Below are 17,179 nucleotides of genomic sequence, written 5' to 3'. Positions count from 1 at the left end.
AATTCTAGTAACATTTTTTCTTGTATTTGTCCAGGTATAACAACTTTCGATGGCGATCGCTCGTTGGTAGTGTACTCTGAAGATGTAACAGTTGCCCGCTCGGGCGCGGGGTGCAATAAATCTTAACTAACTCAAACTGCAAATTAATTTTTCTTCCTCTAGCATGGAGCATTGGGAAGTAAGATTTCCCTGCTGTGAAAACCGCTATGTTCGTGTCTTCTACTGGCTCAGTTTCTATTTATCGGGTAATTCGAGAAGTTCTTGCTTCTGACTCAGGTTTAAGTGTTAGTGCTATGACACTCCAAGCTTTAATAGCTGGGTTGTTTGATTTGCTCATCGAGCAACAGTTAGCTGTGACAATTTTTGTTAAACTACCTCACAACAGTAGTTGGGAAGCGGAAATCGAACGTTACCAGCAACAAATCAAAACTGCAACAATTTATTTATGTAGCGATCGCCAATCTGCTGTCAAAAAAATACCTACTGTCATTCCCCTACGGCTCGTTACTAGCAGCGAGCTACAACGAGAATCTTTTCTGATTGTACTAGGTTCCCAACTTTGTGCGGCGATCGCTACCCAACAGCAGGAAAAATTGCAGGTAGTCTGTTCTTTTGAGCCAAATGTCCTCTCCCAGGTATTAGCAAAACTAAAAAACGCGATCGCGCCTACTGATTCTACTCCAGAAATGCCAGAAACATTTTCCTTACCTGATGCTGTCGCTCCTGGTTTATTATCTAATCTAGTCCGGAAACATCTTCAGCGCAGTGACGAACTCACTAAACGACAACCTTGGCAATTTAAAGACGCATTTATCTTCGATGTCGTCGAGGAATTTAGCACTCCTCTGACTCACATGAAAACAGCCTTAAGCATTTTAAAATCCAATCAGTTATCAGAGCGACAACGCGATCGCTATTTACAATTATTAAATCAAGAATGCGATCGGCAACATGGTTTAATTGAAGCGATGCGTACTTTAGTACAACTAGACTCTCTTTCCCCATCCCAGAATCAAGAAAAAGTTCAGTTAGCAGATTTAGTTCCTGGTATTGTTAGCACCTATCAACCCTTAGCAATGGAGCGCGGTATCCAACTCGGTTATACTGTACCTGCTAATCTTCCTCCTGTAAGTTGTCCTCATCATTGGCTGAGACAAATTATTATTAATTTACTTAACAATAGCCTTAAGTTTACTCCTGATGGTGGTAAAGTTTCAGTACGAGCTTCTTACCAAGAAAAATACGTCAAACTAGCTTTTCGCGATACTGGAGTGGGTATTGCCGAAGAAGAAATCCCTAAAATTTTTGATAGCTTTTATCGCGGCAGTATAGCTAAAAATAATGAAGATACTGTTGGTGTAGGTTTAGGTTTAACTATTGCCAGACAATTACTATTGCGTTGTCATGGCTCAATTTCTGTCAGTAGTAAACTCGGTGTGGGTTCAGTTTTCACCATTTTATTACCTGTTCGAGAGTAATTAGCGATCGCCAAACACCGAGTTGAGACTTTCTTACTCAACAAAAAGAGCTAACCTGACATTTAACTAATCTGGAAATAATTAAGAACTAACCGATCTAGTCAGAAAAAAATTTGTCTGGGAATTAACCTGTGAATTATTAGTATTACCTAAAGGAAGAAAAATTGTCATAACTTCCCCTTGCTGAGGTCGCTGACGTACAGTTAGCTTACCACCGAGAGCATGAAAAAGATTTTTAGTCACATCAAGATTTAAACTCAAACTACCAGTTTCTGGTTGAAACATTAACAACTGACCGATTGATTTAATGGGATTGTGATTGTTAGTATTGTAAGATTGTAGTTCCAGTTTGAGTTGATTGCCAGCAGTTGTTACCTGTACTTGAATTTCTCCACCACTGGGTGAATTGCGAGTAAATTTTTCCATCAAACCAATTAAAACTTGCTCGAGCATACTAGGATTAGTTACTACTGTGGGGAGTTTTTCTGGTAAAATAAAATCTAAGGTAACATTACGCCGTTGTGCTTGTTTTTGCCAGCAAGGAATATTTTGTTGAAAAAGTTGTTCTAAGGAAATTGAAGTTAGAGGAACTTCTTTTTTCGGTTGAGTTGCGGTGGTAGTTTCTAATTCTGCTGCGCGGAAAATTAATTCCATGCGGTTAATTTGTTCGGTACACTCTCGATCGATATTTTCAAGACGTTTAATTGCATCTTGGGTAAGTTTTTGGGGCTTTTTCAAGAGCAGTCGCGTCAGCATCCGAATTGTAGTTAAAGGTGTGCGAATTTCATGAGTTAATGCTTGTAATAGTTCTACATCGGCATTTTTCTTACTACAATTAGATTGTTGCTCGCAGGAAGTCCGAGATTTACGATCTTTAGTATCTCTCAGGGAGATAACTTTAGCTGGTGTTTCCTCTGGATGGGTTTTCCACACCTTAGTTAAACGTTTTTCTTCTAATTCTGGTAAAGTTGAGAGATGGGCGATCGCCTGACGAGAGAACTCCATCACGAGACGGTAATCGGGAATCGTGGGAGCATATTTTTCGACTAAACTATCCAGCCAGGATAACTGATGAGCGCTGGTAAGTAATAATCTCCCTCTCAGAGCTGTCCAAGCTTTGTATACTACTTCTGGATCGAAAGAAAATTCAAATTTAGGAGTATCTGTAGAATCTTTCCCTAAACTCATCACTAAAGCAAAGCTTGAGGTGAAAATCAAGGCAAATTGCTCTGTTGCTAGGGGATCGGATGATAATAAAGGAAATTCTACCACGGGACAGATGTGGTTTGCTAGAGCTGTCGGCGAAGCTTGTTGTTGCTGACAAGGCATTAAGCGTCGCAGAGAGGAAGCTTCTGGAGCAAAAACTCCTCGATGCACTTGGGAAAGAATTTTTTCGGTGCTTAGTATGGGTGCAGGTCCGGATAAAACTAATCCCTGACACTCTGGTGAAGTGTTACAATCGCTATTAATAACTTGTAAGAGTAATTTTTCTAATGCGGATCTCGCGCTACTCCATTCTCGATCGGCTTGCAGTTGCGCTGTTGCTCTTCGTCCATTTCCATTATGATGGCGATCGCTGACGATCGTTATTTTCTTGCTTGTTTTCTCCGACTCGTAGCTGCGCTCGTGCGGCGTACTTCGGTCTAAAATTTCACTTATAGTTTGTAGTAACCACTTTTTCACGCTACATCGACCCCCAGATCCAGCTTACTCATTTACATAAGGTGTTGTTACGATGGTAGCGGTATAAGTTATTATTCTTATGGCAGTATAACCGAACTAATAGGTCGCAATCTCCACAATCCCAATGAAATGAAACTAGTTTTTGGGCTGCTTGCTCATTTTTAGCAAAATTTTTTCCGGAGCGCCTCTTCTCTGGTCAAGCAAATCTGTATCTATTTACACTTTTCTAATATTTTTAATATAATTTTAATAACTAGTTGAGGAAAGGAAGAAAGTTAGCTTGGCGGAGAAAGCAAGCTGAAAATATTCTCCTATTTTAAGAAAAATCAAATTGTCAAGCTGTTTAAATTCTTTAACTCAAACACTTTGCTGGATTGATGATGGGAAAAAAACGAAAAATCTTGCCGTAGATCTACTGAGGGAAGCAGGAGAAAAACTAACATTAACTCTTCTCCACCTATTCCCTAAGATATAGTCAACAAATTAGGAAAAAATATAGGCTAGTAAAAGCTCTAGCTCTGTGGAAATTACACTCAAGACTTCCCTTAACCTTTGCTTGGTGAAATCACAATGGTCAACCAAATGGTCAAGTTTACTGCTTCTGACACAAGCGTCAAAGAATTGCTGAATCGAGAAAGTTTACATTTGTATCGCAGTGCTTTAGCAGCAACTAGCTGCGGTGTGGCGATCGCTGATGCTCGCCAAGCTCATCGTCCAATTGTCTACTGCAATCAAGCTTTTGAGGAAATTACAGGTTATTCTCGCGCAGAAGTTATTGGGCGAAACTGCAAGTTTTTACAAGGAAGCGATACCGATCCTATAGCAATTGAGCAAATTCGAGCGGCGCTAAAAGTTGGAGGGGAATGTCAAGTAGTTATCAAGAACTATAAAAAGGATGGTACGCCATTTTGGAATGAGTTAAAAATTTCACCAGTACGTGACGAGCAAGGCAATTTGACTCATTTTGTGGGCGTACAAACGGATATTACCAAGCGGAAGCAGGAAGAAGAAACTCGACGCTTAATGGAATTTTCCCTTGCTCGTGCGGCAGATGCTGCTTTTTTTATCGCTCCAGAGGGAAGATTGTTGTATGTTAACGAGGCAGCTTGTCGCTTGTTGGGTTATTCTCAAGGGGAATTGCAAAGGATGAGTATTTCCGAGATCGATTTGCAGTTTCCCCCTAAAGTTTGGAGTCAACATTGGCAGAAAATTAAGCAGCACGGTTCGTTTACAGTTGAAACTGAGCATCGAGCTAAAGATGGTCGGTTAATTCCTGTAGAAGTTACAGTTAATTATTTAGAATTTCACAATCGAGAATATAATTGTGCTTTTGTTAGAGATATCAGCGATCGCTACCTTGCCCAAGCGGAACTTCGCCGCAATGAAAAGCTTTACCGTACTCTAGCTCAAAATATCCCTAACGGTTTTGTCTTGATTTTTGACTCTCAATTGCGCTATTTGCTTGCAGAAGGCAAAGGTATGGAGGATATTGGACTCTCGAAAGAGTTTTTAGAAGGTAAAACTCTTGAGGAAACATCCTCACCTCACGAATACCAAACTTTTGCTTCTGTCTATCAAGCTGCACTACAAGGAAAAACCACTGTTTGGGAGTACGAATATCGCTCTCGTGTCTTATCAGTTCAGATTGTGCCAGTTATCGATGATGATGACAAAATTGTGGCGGGAATGGTGATGACGCAAGACATTACCCAACAAAAAGAAACTGAAACTGCTTTACGGTCTTTAGTAGAGCGAGAAAAGTTGGTCGGAGAAGTTGCTCAACGGATTCGCCAGTCTTTGAAATTAGATGATGTTCTCAAGACTGCGGTTCGAGAAGTGCGACAATTGCTGCAAAGCGATCGCGTGATTCTCTATCGTTTTAATCCTGACTGGAGTGGGGCTGTAGTTGTGGAGTCGGTAGGTGCGGGTTGGACGCCAGCTTTGGGTAGTAATGTGGAAGATCGCTGTTTCCAAGTTACCCACGCTCCTCTGTATCGCAAAGGTCGCATTCGCGCGATTGAAAATATTTATGATGCAGGTTTAACTGAATGTCATCTTAACTTGTTGGCGCAGTTTGAAGTTAAAGCTAATTTAATTGTACCAGTTTTGCAAGGAGAAAAGCTTTGGGGGTTAATAGTTGTTCATCATTGCTCAAAACCCCGTCGTTGGCAAGATGGGGAGATCGAATTGTTGAGACAATTGAGCGTGCAGTTAGCGATCGCGATTCAACAAGCAGCACTTTTTGAGCAAGTCGAAACTGAATTAAAAGAACGGGCGATCGCTGAAGCTGCTTTGCGTACTTCTGAAGCACAACTTAAAGAGCAAGCAACGCGACTTAAAAAGGCTCTCAAAGAACTTAAACAAACTCAAACACAACTTATTCAAAGCGAAAAAATGTCCAGTTTAGGGCAACTTGTAGCTGGGATTGCTCATGAAATTAATAACCCAGTTTCTTTTATTCGTGGTAATATTGCTCACGCTACTGAATACGCTCACGATTTATTAGATTTACTGCAACTTTATCAACAATGTTATCCCCAACCCAAAGTGGAAATTCAAGACAAAATTGAAGAAACTGACCTTGATTTTCTGACTGAGGATTTCGTCAAATTACTCCAATCAATGAAAGTTGGCACAGATCGCATTAATTCTATTGTTATCTCTTTGCGTAACTTTTCTCGACTCGATGAAGCTGAACGCAAACCTGCCGATCTTCACGAAGGTTTGGAAAATACTTTAATGATTTTACACCATCGTTTGCATGGGAAAAGTGGCGAGATTAAAGTTATTAAAAATTACGGTAATATTCCGGAGGTAGAATGCTATCCGGGACAGTTAAATCAAGTGTTTATCAATCTTCTCAGTAATGCTATCGATGCGTTGGAAGATTCGGAAATTTCTGCTCCTATGATTGAAATTTGTACCGAAGTTAGCAAAAAGAACTCTAAATCGGCAGCAGTTATTAGAATTAAAGATAATGGTTCGGGAATTTCTCAAGAAATTAAAAAACAGATTTTCGACCCATTTTTTACTACTAAACCTGTTGGTAAGGGAACCGGTTTAGGTTTGTCTATTTGTTACCAAATTGTGGTTAATAAACATCAAGGGAAAATTGATTGTTTTTCAACACCTGGGAAAGGAACGGAGTTTGTGGTAACAATTCCCCTACAAGAAGGTAGCAATTAATTACTAAAAAATTTCCTTCATTCCCGCACTAAAATTCTAACTACGAACCCTTGAAGGAAGCTTTTCGTGAGGATCTAGCCCTTTTTTTCTAGGGCTAAAACACTAACAGATGAATAGTTTAACTTAAATTGTTGATTCGGCTAACTCACTAACCAGGTTGCGACAAGCATTACAGTCACATTTTAATTTAATCCGATTCAATACAGTTTGATTAATGCCTAATTTAGTAGTAAAATCGGTATTTTCTCCCTCGAAAGCAGCAGAATTAACGCAAGTACAATTACTGTTATCTAAGGCTAGATCGTAATCGGGTGCGGTAAATACTAATTCTCTTTGTCCGAAAGAAGCGTTATTTGTTTGGTTAGTTTCTGGAGAGACTGCTTGGTTGGCTTGGGCTGGATTTGCTGCTAGCATTAAGGCTAGAGAACTTGAACAACCTAAAATTGTTAGTACGTCTCTTTTCATTGAACTTTCCTCACAAAATAATTTCTGAAAAGTTAAAACCCGTAGAAGTTTGTAGAGCTATTTTTTATACTTTGGACAAAAGTAGTTTGTAAGCTCCGACGATTTGGCTACGGGTTGTTGGTATATTAACACAGGTCGAAAAAAATCACCACAGAATTTATAAATTTACAGGTTTGACGGCGAAATCTCCTAGTGTAAAAGTATAGGAATTCTTTTCTCCAGTGGCGATAAAGTTAATAATTACTTCGGACGCGATCGCAACTGCTAACATAACTAAATTTCTTGCTAAGGGATAGTCACATACATCGTCGTTTACTGGAGAGGGAACGCGATAATTGTCATTCCAGATTATTTCTGCGTAGTCGCTAGCTAAACCGACGTGAAGACCAGGAATTTGCGCGTTTTCGCAGTAATCTTTGACTGTTTTACGTGCTACGCTATTATCAAAGGTATCGACGACTAATGTGCTATTTTTGAGTAGTTGGTCAACGTTATCGGAAGTTAGTTCTTTCGCTTGACCATCGATCGCTACATTTAATGCACGATAAAGGCTATTTGTCAAGATTTTCGCCTTATATGCGCCAACATCAGATTTGTAGTAAGGCTGAGTCGAAAGATTGCGTTCTTCAATGCGATCGCGATCGATAACTTTCAGTTTACCAAAGCCAGTACGCGCTAAATTTTCCGTCAGATTAGCACCCAAAGCACCCGCACCGCAAATCGTCACGGGGAAATTTTCCAGCTTGGACATTAATTCTGGCGTGCGATACAGTTGTTCGTGAAAGAATATAGACATTGTTTATTTATCAGTTAATAGTAAGAATCTCCCAATTACCAATCCCCAATCCCCAGTCCCCAGTCCCCAGTCCCCAATCACCACTCATAACGTTTTTCGATGACACCGACGAGAGACTGAAGATCGAAATCGCGATCGCGTCCACTCAGACAAATACCGGAACTAATTACGGTAAGATCGTTTTTGGCGATCGCTGAAACATGACGTTCCCCATTCGCAGTAAGCCATTCTATTTGCCAATAGTCGCCGCGATCGCGATAAATATCCAACTCACCCCCACCTTGACGCAACGCTTTGCGAATCTTGTTTTCCTCATTCTGTCTTTCTCGATACTTTTCCCCTTTACGCTTTTTCTGGCGCTTTTTTTGTCGTTTTCCCAAATTTTCAGAAGCTTCCATCTCCACAGCTTCACCTCTCGCTTGACTGCGATGCTGACTTCTGATTTCCGCATATCTGCGTCGCAAAACCAGATCGTAAACAGTCAGCATTTCCGGAGTCATCCCTACAAAACGCAAATTCTCCGCAAAATTCTCCTGACGCAACAGTTCCCTCATTTGTTCTGCTGGCTGAGGTGACGCGCGACGGTCAATTTCCTCGAACCAGCAAGCTTGACCGTCAAAACGGGCAATAATTGGCTCAAATTGCGCCCCTTCGGTCACTAAATACACGGGAACGGGTTTCACCACACCAAAACGTTGCTGCATATCCGACTCATTCACCGGATAACCTAACCAAGTTTGTCCCTGCAAAGGATAAACTAAGCGCAAACGCAACTGCGGAAATAAGTTGAGATACCCGACGATTTGTGGCAAACTTGCTTCATCTACCACTTTCGCAACCTTCTCATTCACAGGCTGAAAAATACCCCAACCCTCAAAATTTTTTGGCTTTGGTACAAATGTATAAATCATTTTCGCTACCGAAGTGCGTACTTTTCCCCCACCTACACAAGGCGCAAGAAATTCGGTAGATTGTAATTGGTTTTCTGCGGCTGCAAGTTCGTTAATCAGGTTACGGATATCTGCCACGGCTGTTTCCTCTAGTGGCTGAAGAATAATGTATTATATTGTAGTATAGGCTCTGCGGATCTGGCTACTGTGTCTCAGAGATTAAAGTCATTGCAGAATCGATAATTGCTTTTCGATTAACTAAATTTGCCAATTCATCTACTTCATAAAGTCCTTCTGCAACCTCTAAAGAAGCTGCATTAAGCGCTTGTAAATAAGCTGACTCCAAAGCTTCGCGTAACTCCTCTGGTTTGAGATAATAACCTTTAGCTTGGCGACGCTTATTTTTCTCTTGGATTTCAATAACAGAATTGCGAATTGAGATATCCCAAGATCGAGTTGTTCTCTCTTCGACTTGCTGCTTAATTAAATGTAGCAAGAGAATCTTTCCATAACTCCGGATATTATTTATTTTGTCATCTCGGCTCATTTCTTCAAGTTCTTCAACAATAGCTAAAGCGTTAGTAATATCGCCTTGAAGTAGTAAATCTTTTAATGCTAATAATTCTTCCATAAATCATCTTTAGTAACATTCACAGAAACATTAAATTTCATTACCTAACTTGAACAAAGAGCAAGCAAAATGGTAAAATTTTCAAAGTTTAAACCATTTGACCATTTTGCCTCCTCAACGAATAATTAAGTGTCTTTGAAATAACTTAACTGTTCAATTGTTCAATTTGAGACTCAGACAAACCCGTCATTTGAGCTACTTGATTTAGACTCATTCCTTGCTGCAATAAATTGCGTGCTACCTGCTGTAATTGAGACTCAGCACGATCTGCGCGTTGTTCAGCATTATTTGCTTGTTCTTGAATACGATCTGCGCGTAATCGTTCTTGTTCTGCTAAAGTAGGAATCAATTCTCCTGCTAAATTTGCCCATCGTAACCAAGTAGTTTCAACTCCTCGGTAATTCCCATTCCAACAAATTAAAGCTAACCCCAAAGTCGGACTAATTAATTGTCCGCGTTCGTTCGGCAAAATAGGCTGATAAACTCCATTTTGGAGATGAAAACCAGCCCAATCATCAGGATTAAAAGGGTCAAACCAATAATATTCCGGTACGCGCAATTGATTTTGATAAATCAGCTTTTTCCTATCTTTATCAAAAGGTGCGGTACTTTCTGAAAGTAGCTCAATGACTACATCAGGCGCTTTTCCTTCTTCCCAAACTACCCAACTTAAACGTTCGCGTCTGGGGACACCTAAAACTACAAAAAAATCTGGACCGCGAAAGTCTCGGTTGCGTACTTGTTCTAAACTAAAATAAACAAACATATTCCCACTGGTGTAGCCATCAGACCTGGGGGCTAACCAAATTTCTGTGGTATCGATTAGCAAGTCCATTTGCATTTTATGGCGTTGTGTTTCCATGGGAATATTATCTTCAGAAGGAAGTTCTGCCGCAGTTGGCGGTAATTCTATTTCCGGTGCGATAAAGGAAGTTTCTAGCATAATAAATTGGCGAGTGAGGATGTCTATAGTTTAGCAAAATGAGAGGGAAAAGTTAGTCAAATAAATGATTTTTTTAATTTTCGCTAGACAATTCAGAGAAATCTAAATCTACTTGTCGATAAATTTCTGCGATTGGTAGAGATAAACCGACACTCGCTAAATTAACAGTATCTCCAGATTCATAAGGATGAAGTACCCATAAATTTTGTTCGTTCCGTCGGAAAACTTCCACAGAAATTCGTTGAGAATGAATTAAAACGTATTCTTGCAAAGTTTCTATGGTACGATATTGAGCAAATTTTTCACTACGGTCAAAAACTTCGGTAGAAGGTGAGAGAACTTCGATAATTAAAGTAGGATAATTAATCAATTGATTGTTATTTCGATCTCTGAGATCGCAAGTGACGACAACATCAGGATAAAAATAATTACCCCTGGTTGGAATAACAACTTTAATGTCAGTAATGTAAACTTCGCAGTTTCCTCCGCGAAGCTGATTATCTAGCGCGATCGCCAAATTTAATGCTATTCTGTTATGTGGTTTGGTTCCCCCTGTCATCAGGACAACTTCCCCGTTAAAATATTCGTAACGCATTTCCTGAGTAGGTTCCCATTCTAAATACTTTTGGGGAGTCATCGCGGGAAATTCTCGATTCGCAATCATCGTAATTTTCTCCTTTTTCGCTAAACTGACACTACAAGCGTGGTTTATGTGAACATCTATGTCTGATTCTACTTCTGTGCGCGATCGCTACTTACAATTAATCGATGATATCGTCGATACTACTCTCCAAGGGAAGATTCGTTCTCAGGAGCAAGTTTATCGAATGCTGGTGCAAAATATTACTAGCGGTACTGGGGAAATTTTTGAACGTTGTTTATTAGAACGGATAACCGCCACTAAAGCGCAATTAGAGACTAAAATAAAAGCAACCCGGATTCTCAGAGCATTAGAAACGATTCAAAAGCAATGGGAACGCTGGTTAGAAGAAAATCAAGTTAATTTAGCGATCGCTACTGCGGTAGAAGAAATTACTCAGACTGAACGCGATCGTCGTTTCCTCGCTTTCTTACGAGTAATTGACCCTAATCGTAGCGACCCTTTAACTTTAACTCAATTAGAACAATTAGCACAAGCTTTACAACAGCAATCGGACAAAGATTTACAACATTTAGCTGATGGTATTAATCGTGGTTTAAAATCTTGGGACAAACTGGCAGCTAATCTTGTAAGCTGGATGTACGAACCAAGAGGAACTGCTTTAGGTTTTAGCGGTACTTCCCAAGATAGCGGACCTTGGGGTTTTTGGGGAAAATTAATTAATAGTCCTTTGATTCAGCAATTATTTCAAACTTTAGCCCAACGAGAATCTTTAATTGAATTTGCAAGCAAACAAACTGCGGTTGAAACTGCTGCTTGGGTAGAATTAACCGTAGTTTTACAATGTTTGCAACGCGGTTTGGTACAATTTTTCGACCAACGGATTTATAACAGTGAATTAGGGGCGAATTTATCCATTTCTACATTTCTTACTTTTGCCGTCATTTGGTCGCAATTAGCTAATGGCTTAAATTCCCCTACAGCTAACACTTATGCTCAAGGTTGCTTTCAAATCATGCTGCAAATTTTGCGAACGTTTACCCAACGGGAATATTTTCCTTTATATGGTGGCGTTTTTGCCTTTTTCGGTGGCGAAAATTTGCGAGAAGCATTGAATTATTTAGACGAACCTTTGCGAGAAGTAGAAGGTACGCAAGAAAAGGCGAGAATTTTAACTTTATTAGGTTATTCGCAAAAAGCCCAAGGTAGGTTAAACCAAGCAAAAACCTTTCACCAAGAAGCTTTGCTAATTGCGGGATCTGCTGGCGATCGCGTCTGCGAAATTGCTAATCTTAATCATCTCAGCCGCACTTTTATCGCCGAAAAAAATTATAATGAAGCGGTTAATTCTAGTCAACGGGCTTTAATGTTTAGCCGTCAGTATGGAGATAGTCTCGGACAAGCAAATGCGCTGGCAAATTTAGGTTATAGTGAAGTATTAAAAGCAATTCAAAATGAACGTCCCGAAACCGAAGTTTACGAAGCCGCGATTAATTATTTAGAACAAGGTTTACAAGCAGCCATCAGATTAAATGACGGACAAAGTAAAGCTTTATGTTATAGTAGTCTCGGAATCGCGCAATTATTTTTAGCACAACCTTCGGCTGCAATCGAATCTTTAAGTAAAGGTTTAGAAGCAGCTAAATTTTCGGGCGATTTGTATTTACAAGGACTTAATTACGCTTACTTAGCAGAAGGATATAAACAAGTCAATAGTTTGAAAGAAACTGTAACTTGTGGTTGTTTAGGAATGTATTTGTTAGCGCAAATTAATGCCGATGAATGGCGACAACCAGCCGGATTATTAATAATTTTGCAAGGACAAGCGCCGGAAAAATTTAAAGAAGCTTTGCAACTTTCGCGCAGAGAAATTATTAAACATATCGGTATCGATGGTTACGATTATATACCGCAACTACTGCAAAAATACAAAGAAGAAGGTTGATTTTTGTCTACTAAATTAAATTAGGAGGATTTAGAGAAAATGGGACTGAATCAGACATTCTTTTTGGTTAAACCATCAGAAACATATTTCCGTAAATATTTGACTACTAAATCTAATGTAAACTTACATGATGACTTAATTCAATAGCCAAAAAAGTCGAGATCCTCAATAATAAATAGGTAATCTATCTTAGCTAATTTAAGAAATGACTACGAGTAAGTTTACTTTACCGCCTTTTTTACGTTCTTCGCTGCGTTCGAGTCTCTCGATGACTTTGATGTGGGTGGGATTGGTTATTACAGTTTGTTTCATTCTCATTGCTATTTTTGCGCCTTTGTTGCAAAATTTGGGATTAATTCAAGATCCGACGGCATCTTTAATTAACCCAATTCACGAAGCACCGAGTTTCTCACATTGGTTTGGTACTACTCGACAAGGATACGATGTTTTTGCTCGTACTTTGTATGGTACGCAAGCTGCTTTGAAAGTAGTTATTTTGGCTACTACCCTGTCTTTATTAATTGGTGTACCTTTGGGCTTGGTAAGTGGCTATTTGGGTGGTGTTGCCGATCGCATTTTGCTGTTTCTGATGGATACAGTTTATACTTTGCCTGGATTGCTACTTTCAGTAACCTTAGCTTTTGTGGTAGGAAGGGGAATCTTGAATGCGGCGATCGCACTTTCAATTTCTTACGTTCCTCAATATTATCGTGTTGTCCGCAATCACACTACCAGTGTCAAAACTGAACTTTTTATCGAAGCAGCAAAAGCAATGGGAGCGACACCAAGAAGAGTCCTTTCTCGTTATTTATTTTTAAATGTAATTCAAAGCGTACCTGTTTTATTCACGCTGAATGCTGCTGATGCTATTTTAATCTTAGGTGGTTTGGGTTTTCTCGGCTTAGGATTACCTGAAGAAGTACCTGAATGGGGTTACGATCTCAGATTAGCACTCGATGCTTTACCGACGGGAATTTGGTGGACTGCTTTGTTTCCTGGTTTAGCAATGGCTTTGATGGTGACAGGTTTATCTTTGTTAGGAGAAGGTTTGAGCGAAATTTTTAATCCTCGTAAGTAGCAATTTCAAGATTAATTTTCTAGAGCGTTCGCAACAGTAAATAATCAATTATGAATCAAGATAAACCTCAAGTTATGGGGATCGATTTGGGCGGGACGGCAATTAAAATAGGGCGTTTTCTTCGAGATGGAACCTGTTTAGAGTCTTGGCAAATTTCTACACCTCAACCTTCATCTCCAGGATTAGTTGTTGAATCTATTTCACAAGTTGTTAATAAAGTCAAGAAAAATCACAAAATTGTTGCTCTTGGTATTGGTACTCCTGGACCTACGGATGTGACTGGTAAAATTGTTCGGGTTGCAATTAATTTAGCAGATTGGCAAGATGTTCCTTTGGCTGATTTGTTAACCTCAAAAACTGGATTACCAACGATTATTGCTAATGATGCTAATTGTGCTGGTTTGGGCGAAGCTTGGTTAGGTGCAGGAAAAGAGTTTAATCATTTAATTCTGTTAACTTTGGGGACAGGAGTAGGCGGAGCAATTATTCTTGATGGTAAACTATATACAGGCCCTCAAGGTGGAGCTGGAGAACTAGGTTTAATTACGTTAAATCCTGAAGGACCTGTTTGTAATAGTGGAAATAATGGTTCTTTAGAACAGTATCTTTCCATTGCTGCGATTCGTCGTGCTACGGGTAAAGAACCTTTAGAATTAGGCAAGTTGGCGCAAGCTGGAGATTTAGAAGCTTTAGAATTTTGGCAAAGTTATGGCAAAATTTTGGGCGTTGGTTTAGCTAGTTTGATTTATGTTTTAACTCCAGAAGCAGTTATTATTGGTGGTGGTGTCAGCGCGAGTGCAGAATTTTTCTTGCCGACAACTTTACAAGAAATTGAGCGCCGCGTGTTAGCTATTTCTCGTGTTGGTTTGCAGTTATTAAAGGCAGAATTAGGTAATAATGCTGGTATGGTTGGGGCGGCTAAGTTGGCTTGGCAATTAGTTGAAAGCTGAGGAAAATTAGAAAAGTTATCTAACCTAACCCCCCTACCCCCTTCCCTACCAGGGAAGGGGGAGTAATTAATAAATTTTTTTAGACTATAGTTAGAAAAATTCTCCCCTCTCTTTGCAGGAGAGGGGCTGGGGGAGAGGTTTGTTGATTAACTTTGTCTATTAAGGTTACAAAGTGTTTTAGTTTAAATTAATTTAACAATTAGAATTAATTGAAAGTGAGCAGATAATTTATAATAGATAGTAAGATGAAATGAACGAGAAAATGCTACAAATTTTAGAATGATGGGTAGCAAAGATTTATGTATTTCAGCTAACTAATTATTATTTGATTGTGAGGTAAGATTATTGACTATTTACTGATTAATGATTTAGAAAAACCTTTGTCTGAACGACAAGGATTTATAGTTGTTCAGAGCAGTCAAAAAGAAAAGGAAGTGTTAGAAGCAGTGTTTCGTCTTTGGGAAGAAGGGGTACTACCACCAGAATACTTTCCCAATGGCTTTAGTAAAAATAATATTGTCAGGATTGATAAAATGCCGAGAAGAAAATCAACACCAGCTACTCCTTTAGAACAAGATGCTCAAGCTTTGGTAAATCTGCTGATGAAAACGGCGGAGTTAGAGGAGTTAAGAGAAGAAGCAGAAACTTTAATTCCGGTAATTGAAGCTGTGTTAGATAAGCACTCTTTAACTGGGGAACAAAGAGAAGCAGCTAAGGATAAAAAAAATCATCAATTAATTATTAGTATTGTTTCGGGATTTGCGGAACTAGAATCAATTCGCAATTCAGCAGGAGATTTAAGTTCGATTTTGGGAGTAATCAAAGGAGATTTAAGTGAAAAGGCAATTTTTACAGTGCAAGAAGCAATGACAACTGAAGAAAATGGCAGTTTGGTTAAAGGGAAAAAAAATACATCAGTTAGTTAGTATTTTCACAGGCGATCGCTGGAGTTAAAAAGTTCCTCCGCAGTCAAGTTGTTTTTGCTTTGATTGAGCGGGCTGATTTTCGCACAGAAGTGGCAGTTCGATCGTAAAAGTTGCTCCCTGTCCTTCACCTTTGCTGTCGGCGAAAGCTGTTCCACCGTGTAATTCGACGAGATGACGAACGATCGCTAATCCCAGTCCGAGTCCACTGTGAAGGCGGGTACTGCTACTATCTACTTGACGAAAGCGATCGAAGACATAAGGTAAAAATTCTGGGGAGATACCTTTACCAGTATCCGTGACTTGAACTTGCACTTGGTTGTTATTGCTGTGGATTTTGACCCTGATTGAACCTTGACAAGGTGTATATTTAATTGCGTTGACTAGCAAATTCCAGAAAACTTGTTGGAGGCGATCGCTGTCTCCATTGACAACTGCTAGTTCTGGCTGAGATTCTATTTCTAAGCTAATTTGTTTAGCTTCTGCGGCTGGACGCACCGTATCTAAAGCTGTTTCCACCGTCTCAGATAAATTTATTGGTTGCACAGATAGCTGCATTTTGCCGCGAATAATCCGCGAAACATCCAATAAATCTTCAATTAGTTGCACTTGTGTTTTGGCATTGCGTTCGATAACTTGTAAGGCACGAGTCATTTTTTCTCGACTCACATTACCAGATCGCAAAAGCTGCGACCAACCAAGAATACTATTCATTGGCGTTCGCAACTCGTGAGATAAATTTGCCAAAAATTCATCTTTGAGTCGATTGAGTTTTTCGGCTTCTGTTCTAGCTTTCTGTTCGCTTTCGAGTAACCGCAGGCGTTCGGCTTCGATTTGTTTGCGCGTGCTAATATCTTCCATCAGTCCGTCGATAACTCTTTCTCCGTTGTAGGTGCGAACTTGATGACTTAAATCTACCCAAATTTCTTGTTTGTCCGCGCGAAGCAATTTAATTTCTTGATTTTCTCTAACATTATCGATCGCTAATTGGCGATTTGCTTCTTTTTCGAGAAAGAAGAACTTCTGTAATTCCTTTGGTTGAGTTGCAAGTAATTTTTGTGCTTCGTCAAGTTCCTTAACGCCTAATAAACGCAAAAATGCGGCATTTCCCGAAACAATTTTCCCATCTAAAGTAGTGCGAAATACACCGACGCTTAAGTCATTCAGCAACGAATCTAGTTCTGTTTGTAAAAGGGAAACTTGTCGCTGGGCTTGGGTACGTTGCCAAACCGAACTAACTGCTTTAGCAAGACGCAAATAATGTTTAGGAGATTTAGTTACATAGTCATCTAAACCTGCTTTCATCGCCGTTACTGCGATTTCTTCATTCCCGCTATTGGTAAACATTACTACCGGACAGTTGGGGTAGTTATTTTTGATTTCTTCAAGAATTTTTATGCCATTACTCCAGCGTAATTGATAGTCTGTAACTACTAAATCAAAATCACCTGTAGCAAGTACGCAAACGAATTCTTGGCGGTCAATTATTTGCTCAAATTCTACTTCGCTAAACTCACGTTTGAGTTCGCGGATAATCAAGATACGGTCGTCGGAACTATCGTCAATTACGAGAATGCGTAACATTTGGCTATTGTCTCTATTTTCTCAGA

General features: G+C 39.6%; 14 protein-coding genes. 6 read left to right on the top strand and 8 right to left on the bottom strand.

Annotated elements, in window-relative coordinates:
• Positions 1 to 206 precede the first annotated feature (206 nt).
• Positions 207 to 1,478, top strand: a complete 1,272-nt coding sequence (locus G3T18_RS03455) for an ATP-binding protein (RefSeq protein ID WP_224409129.1) — start codon at positions 207 to 209, stop codon at positions 1,476 to 1,478.
• An 81-nt stretch (positions 1,479 to 1,559) separates the two neighbouring features.
• On the opposite strand, the gene G3T18_RS25700 is transcribed toward G3T18_RS03455, so the two are convergent.
• Positions 1,560 to 3,161: a sensor histidine kinase gene (locus G3T18_RS25700; protein ID WP_224409128.1), complete on the bottom strand. Its 1,602-nt coding sequence runs from the start codon at positions 3,159 to 3,161 to the stop codon at positions 1,560 to 1,562.
• 570 nt (positions 3,162 to 3,731) lie between these two features.
• On the opposite strand from G3T18_RS25700, the gene G3T18_RS03445 reads away from it, so the two are divergent.
• Entirely contained in the window at positions 3,732 to 6,347 is a 2,616-nt protein-coding gene (locus G3T18_RS03445) for a PAS domain S-box protein (protein WP_224409127.1), read from the top strand.
• Between the two features lie 123 nt (positions 6,348 to 6,470).
• Here the strand turns inward: G3T18_RS03445 and G3T18_RS03440 are convergent, their stop codons facing one another.
• From G3T18_RS03440 to G3T18_RS03415, 6 genes are all read right to left on the bottom strand, one after another.
• On the bottom strand, positions 6,471 to 6,812 hold the full coding sequence (locus G3T18_RS03440; protein ID WP_224409126.1) for a hypothetical protein: 342 nt from the start codon (positions 6,810 to 6,812) through the stop codon (positions 6,471 to 6,473).
• A 157-nt stretch (positions 6,813 to 6,969) separates the two neighbouring features.
• Positions 6,970 to 7,608, bottom strand: a complete 639-nt coding sequence (locus G3T18_RS03435) for a ThiF family adenylyltransferase (RefSeq protein WP_224409125.1) — start codon at positions 7,606 to 7,608, stop codon at positions 6,970 to 6,972.
• 77 nt (positions 7,609 to 7,685) lie between these two features.
• On the bottom strand, positions 7,686 to 8,636 hold the full coding sequence (locus G3T18_RS03430; RefSeq protein ID WP_224409124.1) for a hypothetical protein: 951 nt from the start codon (positions 8,634 to 8,636) through the stop codon (positions 7,686 to 7,688).
• 64 nt (positions 8,637 to 8,700) lie between these two features.
• Positions 8,701 to 9,129, bottom strand: coding sequence for a DUF29 family protein (locus G3T18_RS03425; protein ID WP_224409123.1), 429 nt, complete (start codon positions 9,127 to 9,129; stop codon positions 8,701 to 8,703).
• Positions 9,130 to 9,274: 145 nt separating this feature from the next.
• Positions 9,275 to 10,072, bottom strand: a complete 798-nt coding sequence (locus G3T18_RS03420) for a Uma2 family endonuclease (protein WP_224409122.1) — start codon at positions 10,070 to 10,072, stop codon at positions 9,275 to 9,277.
• A gap of 73 nt (positions 10,073 to 10,145) precedes the next feature.
• Positions 10,146 to 10,736, bottom strand: coding sequence for a Uma2 family endonuclease (locus G3T18_RS03415; protein WP_224409121.1), 591 nt, complete (start codon positions 10,734 to 10,736; stop codon positions 10,146 to 10,148).
• A 58-nt stretch (positions 10,737 to 10,794) separates the two neighbouring features.
• Here G3T18_RS03415 and G3T18_RS03410 point away from each other — a divergent pair, with 58 nt between their 5' ends.
• The 4 genes from G3T18_RS03410 to G3T18_RS03395 all read left to right on the top strand — a co-directional run bounded on the left by G3T18_RS03410 (position 10,795) and on the right by G3T18_RS03395 (position 15,572).
• A complete protein-coding gene (locus G3T18_RS03410; protein ID WP_224409120.1) occupies positions 10,795 to 12,618 on the top strand; it encodes a tetratricopeptide repeat protein in 1,824 nt (607 codons plus the stop codon).
• Between the two features lie 205 nt (positions 12,619 to 12,823).
• Positions 12,824 to 13,696: an ABC transporter permease gene (locus G3T18_RS03405; protein ID WP_224409119.1), complete on the top strand. Its 873-nt coding sequence runs from the start codon at positions 12,824 to 12,826 to the stop codon at positions 13,694 to 13,696.
• 50 nt (positions 13,697 to 13,746) lie between these two features.
• On the top strand, positions 13,747 to 14,646 hold the full coding sequence (locus tag G3T18_RS03400; protein WP_224409118.1) for an ROK family protein: 900 nt from the start codon (positions 13,747 to 13,749) through the stop codon (positions 14,644 to 14,646).
• A gap of 380 nt (positions 14,647 to 15,026) precedes the next feature.
• Positions 15,027 to 15,572: a hypothetical protein gene (locus G3T18_RS03395; protein WP_224409117.1), complete on the top strand. Its 546-nt coding sequence runs from the start codon at positions 15,027 to 15,029 to the stop codon at positions 15,570 to 15,572.
• A gap of 24 nt (positions 15,573 to 15,596) precedes the next feature.
• Here G3T18_RS03395 and G3T18_RS03390 read toward each other — a convergent pair whose 3' ends face one another.
• Positions 15,597 to 17,153 (bottom strand): ATP-binding response regulator, encoded by a 1,557-nt coding sequence (locus G3T18_RS03390; protein ID WP_224409116.1) that lies wholly within the window; start codon positions 17,151 to 17,153, stop codon positions 15,597 to 15,599.
• Between the last annotated feature and the right edge of the window lie 26 nt (positions 17,154 to 17,179).

Source organism: Oscillatoria salina IIICB1 (genome assembly GCF_020144665.1).
GTDB lineage: Bacteria > Cyanobacteriota > Cyanobacteriia > Cyanobacteriales > SIO1D9 > IIICB1.
This window is presented reverse-complemented; position numbering and strand designations above follow the sequence as displayed.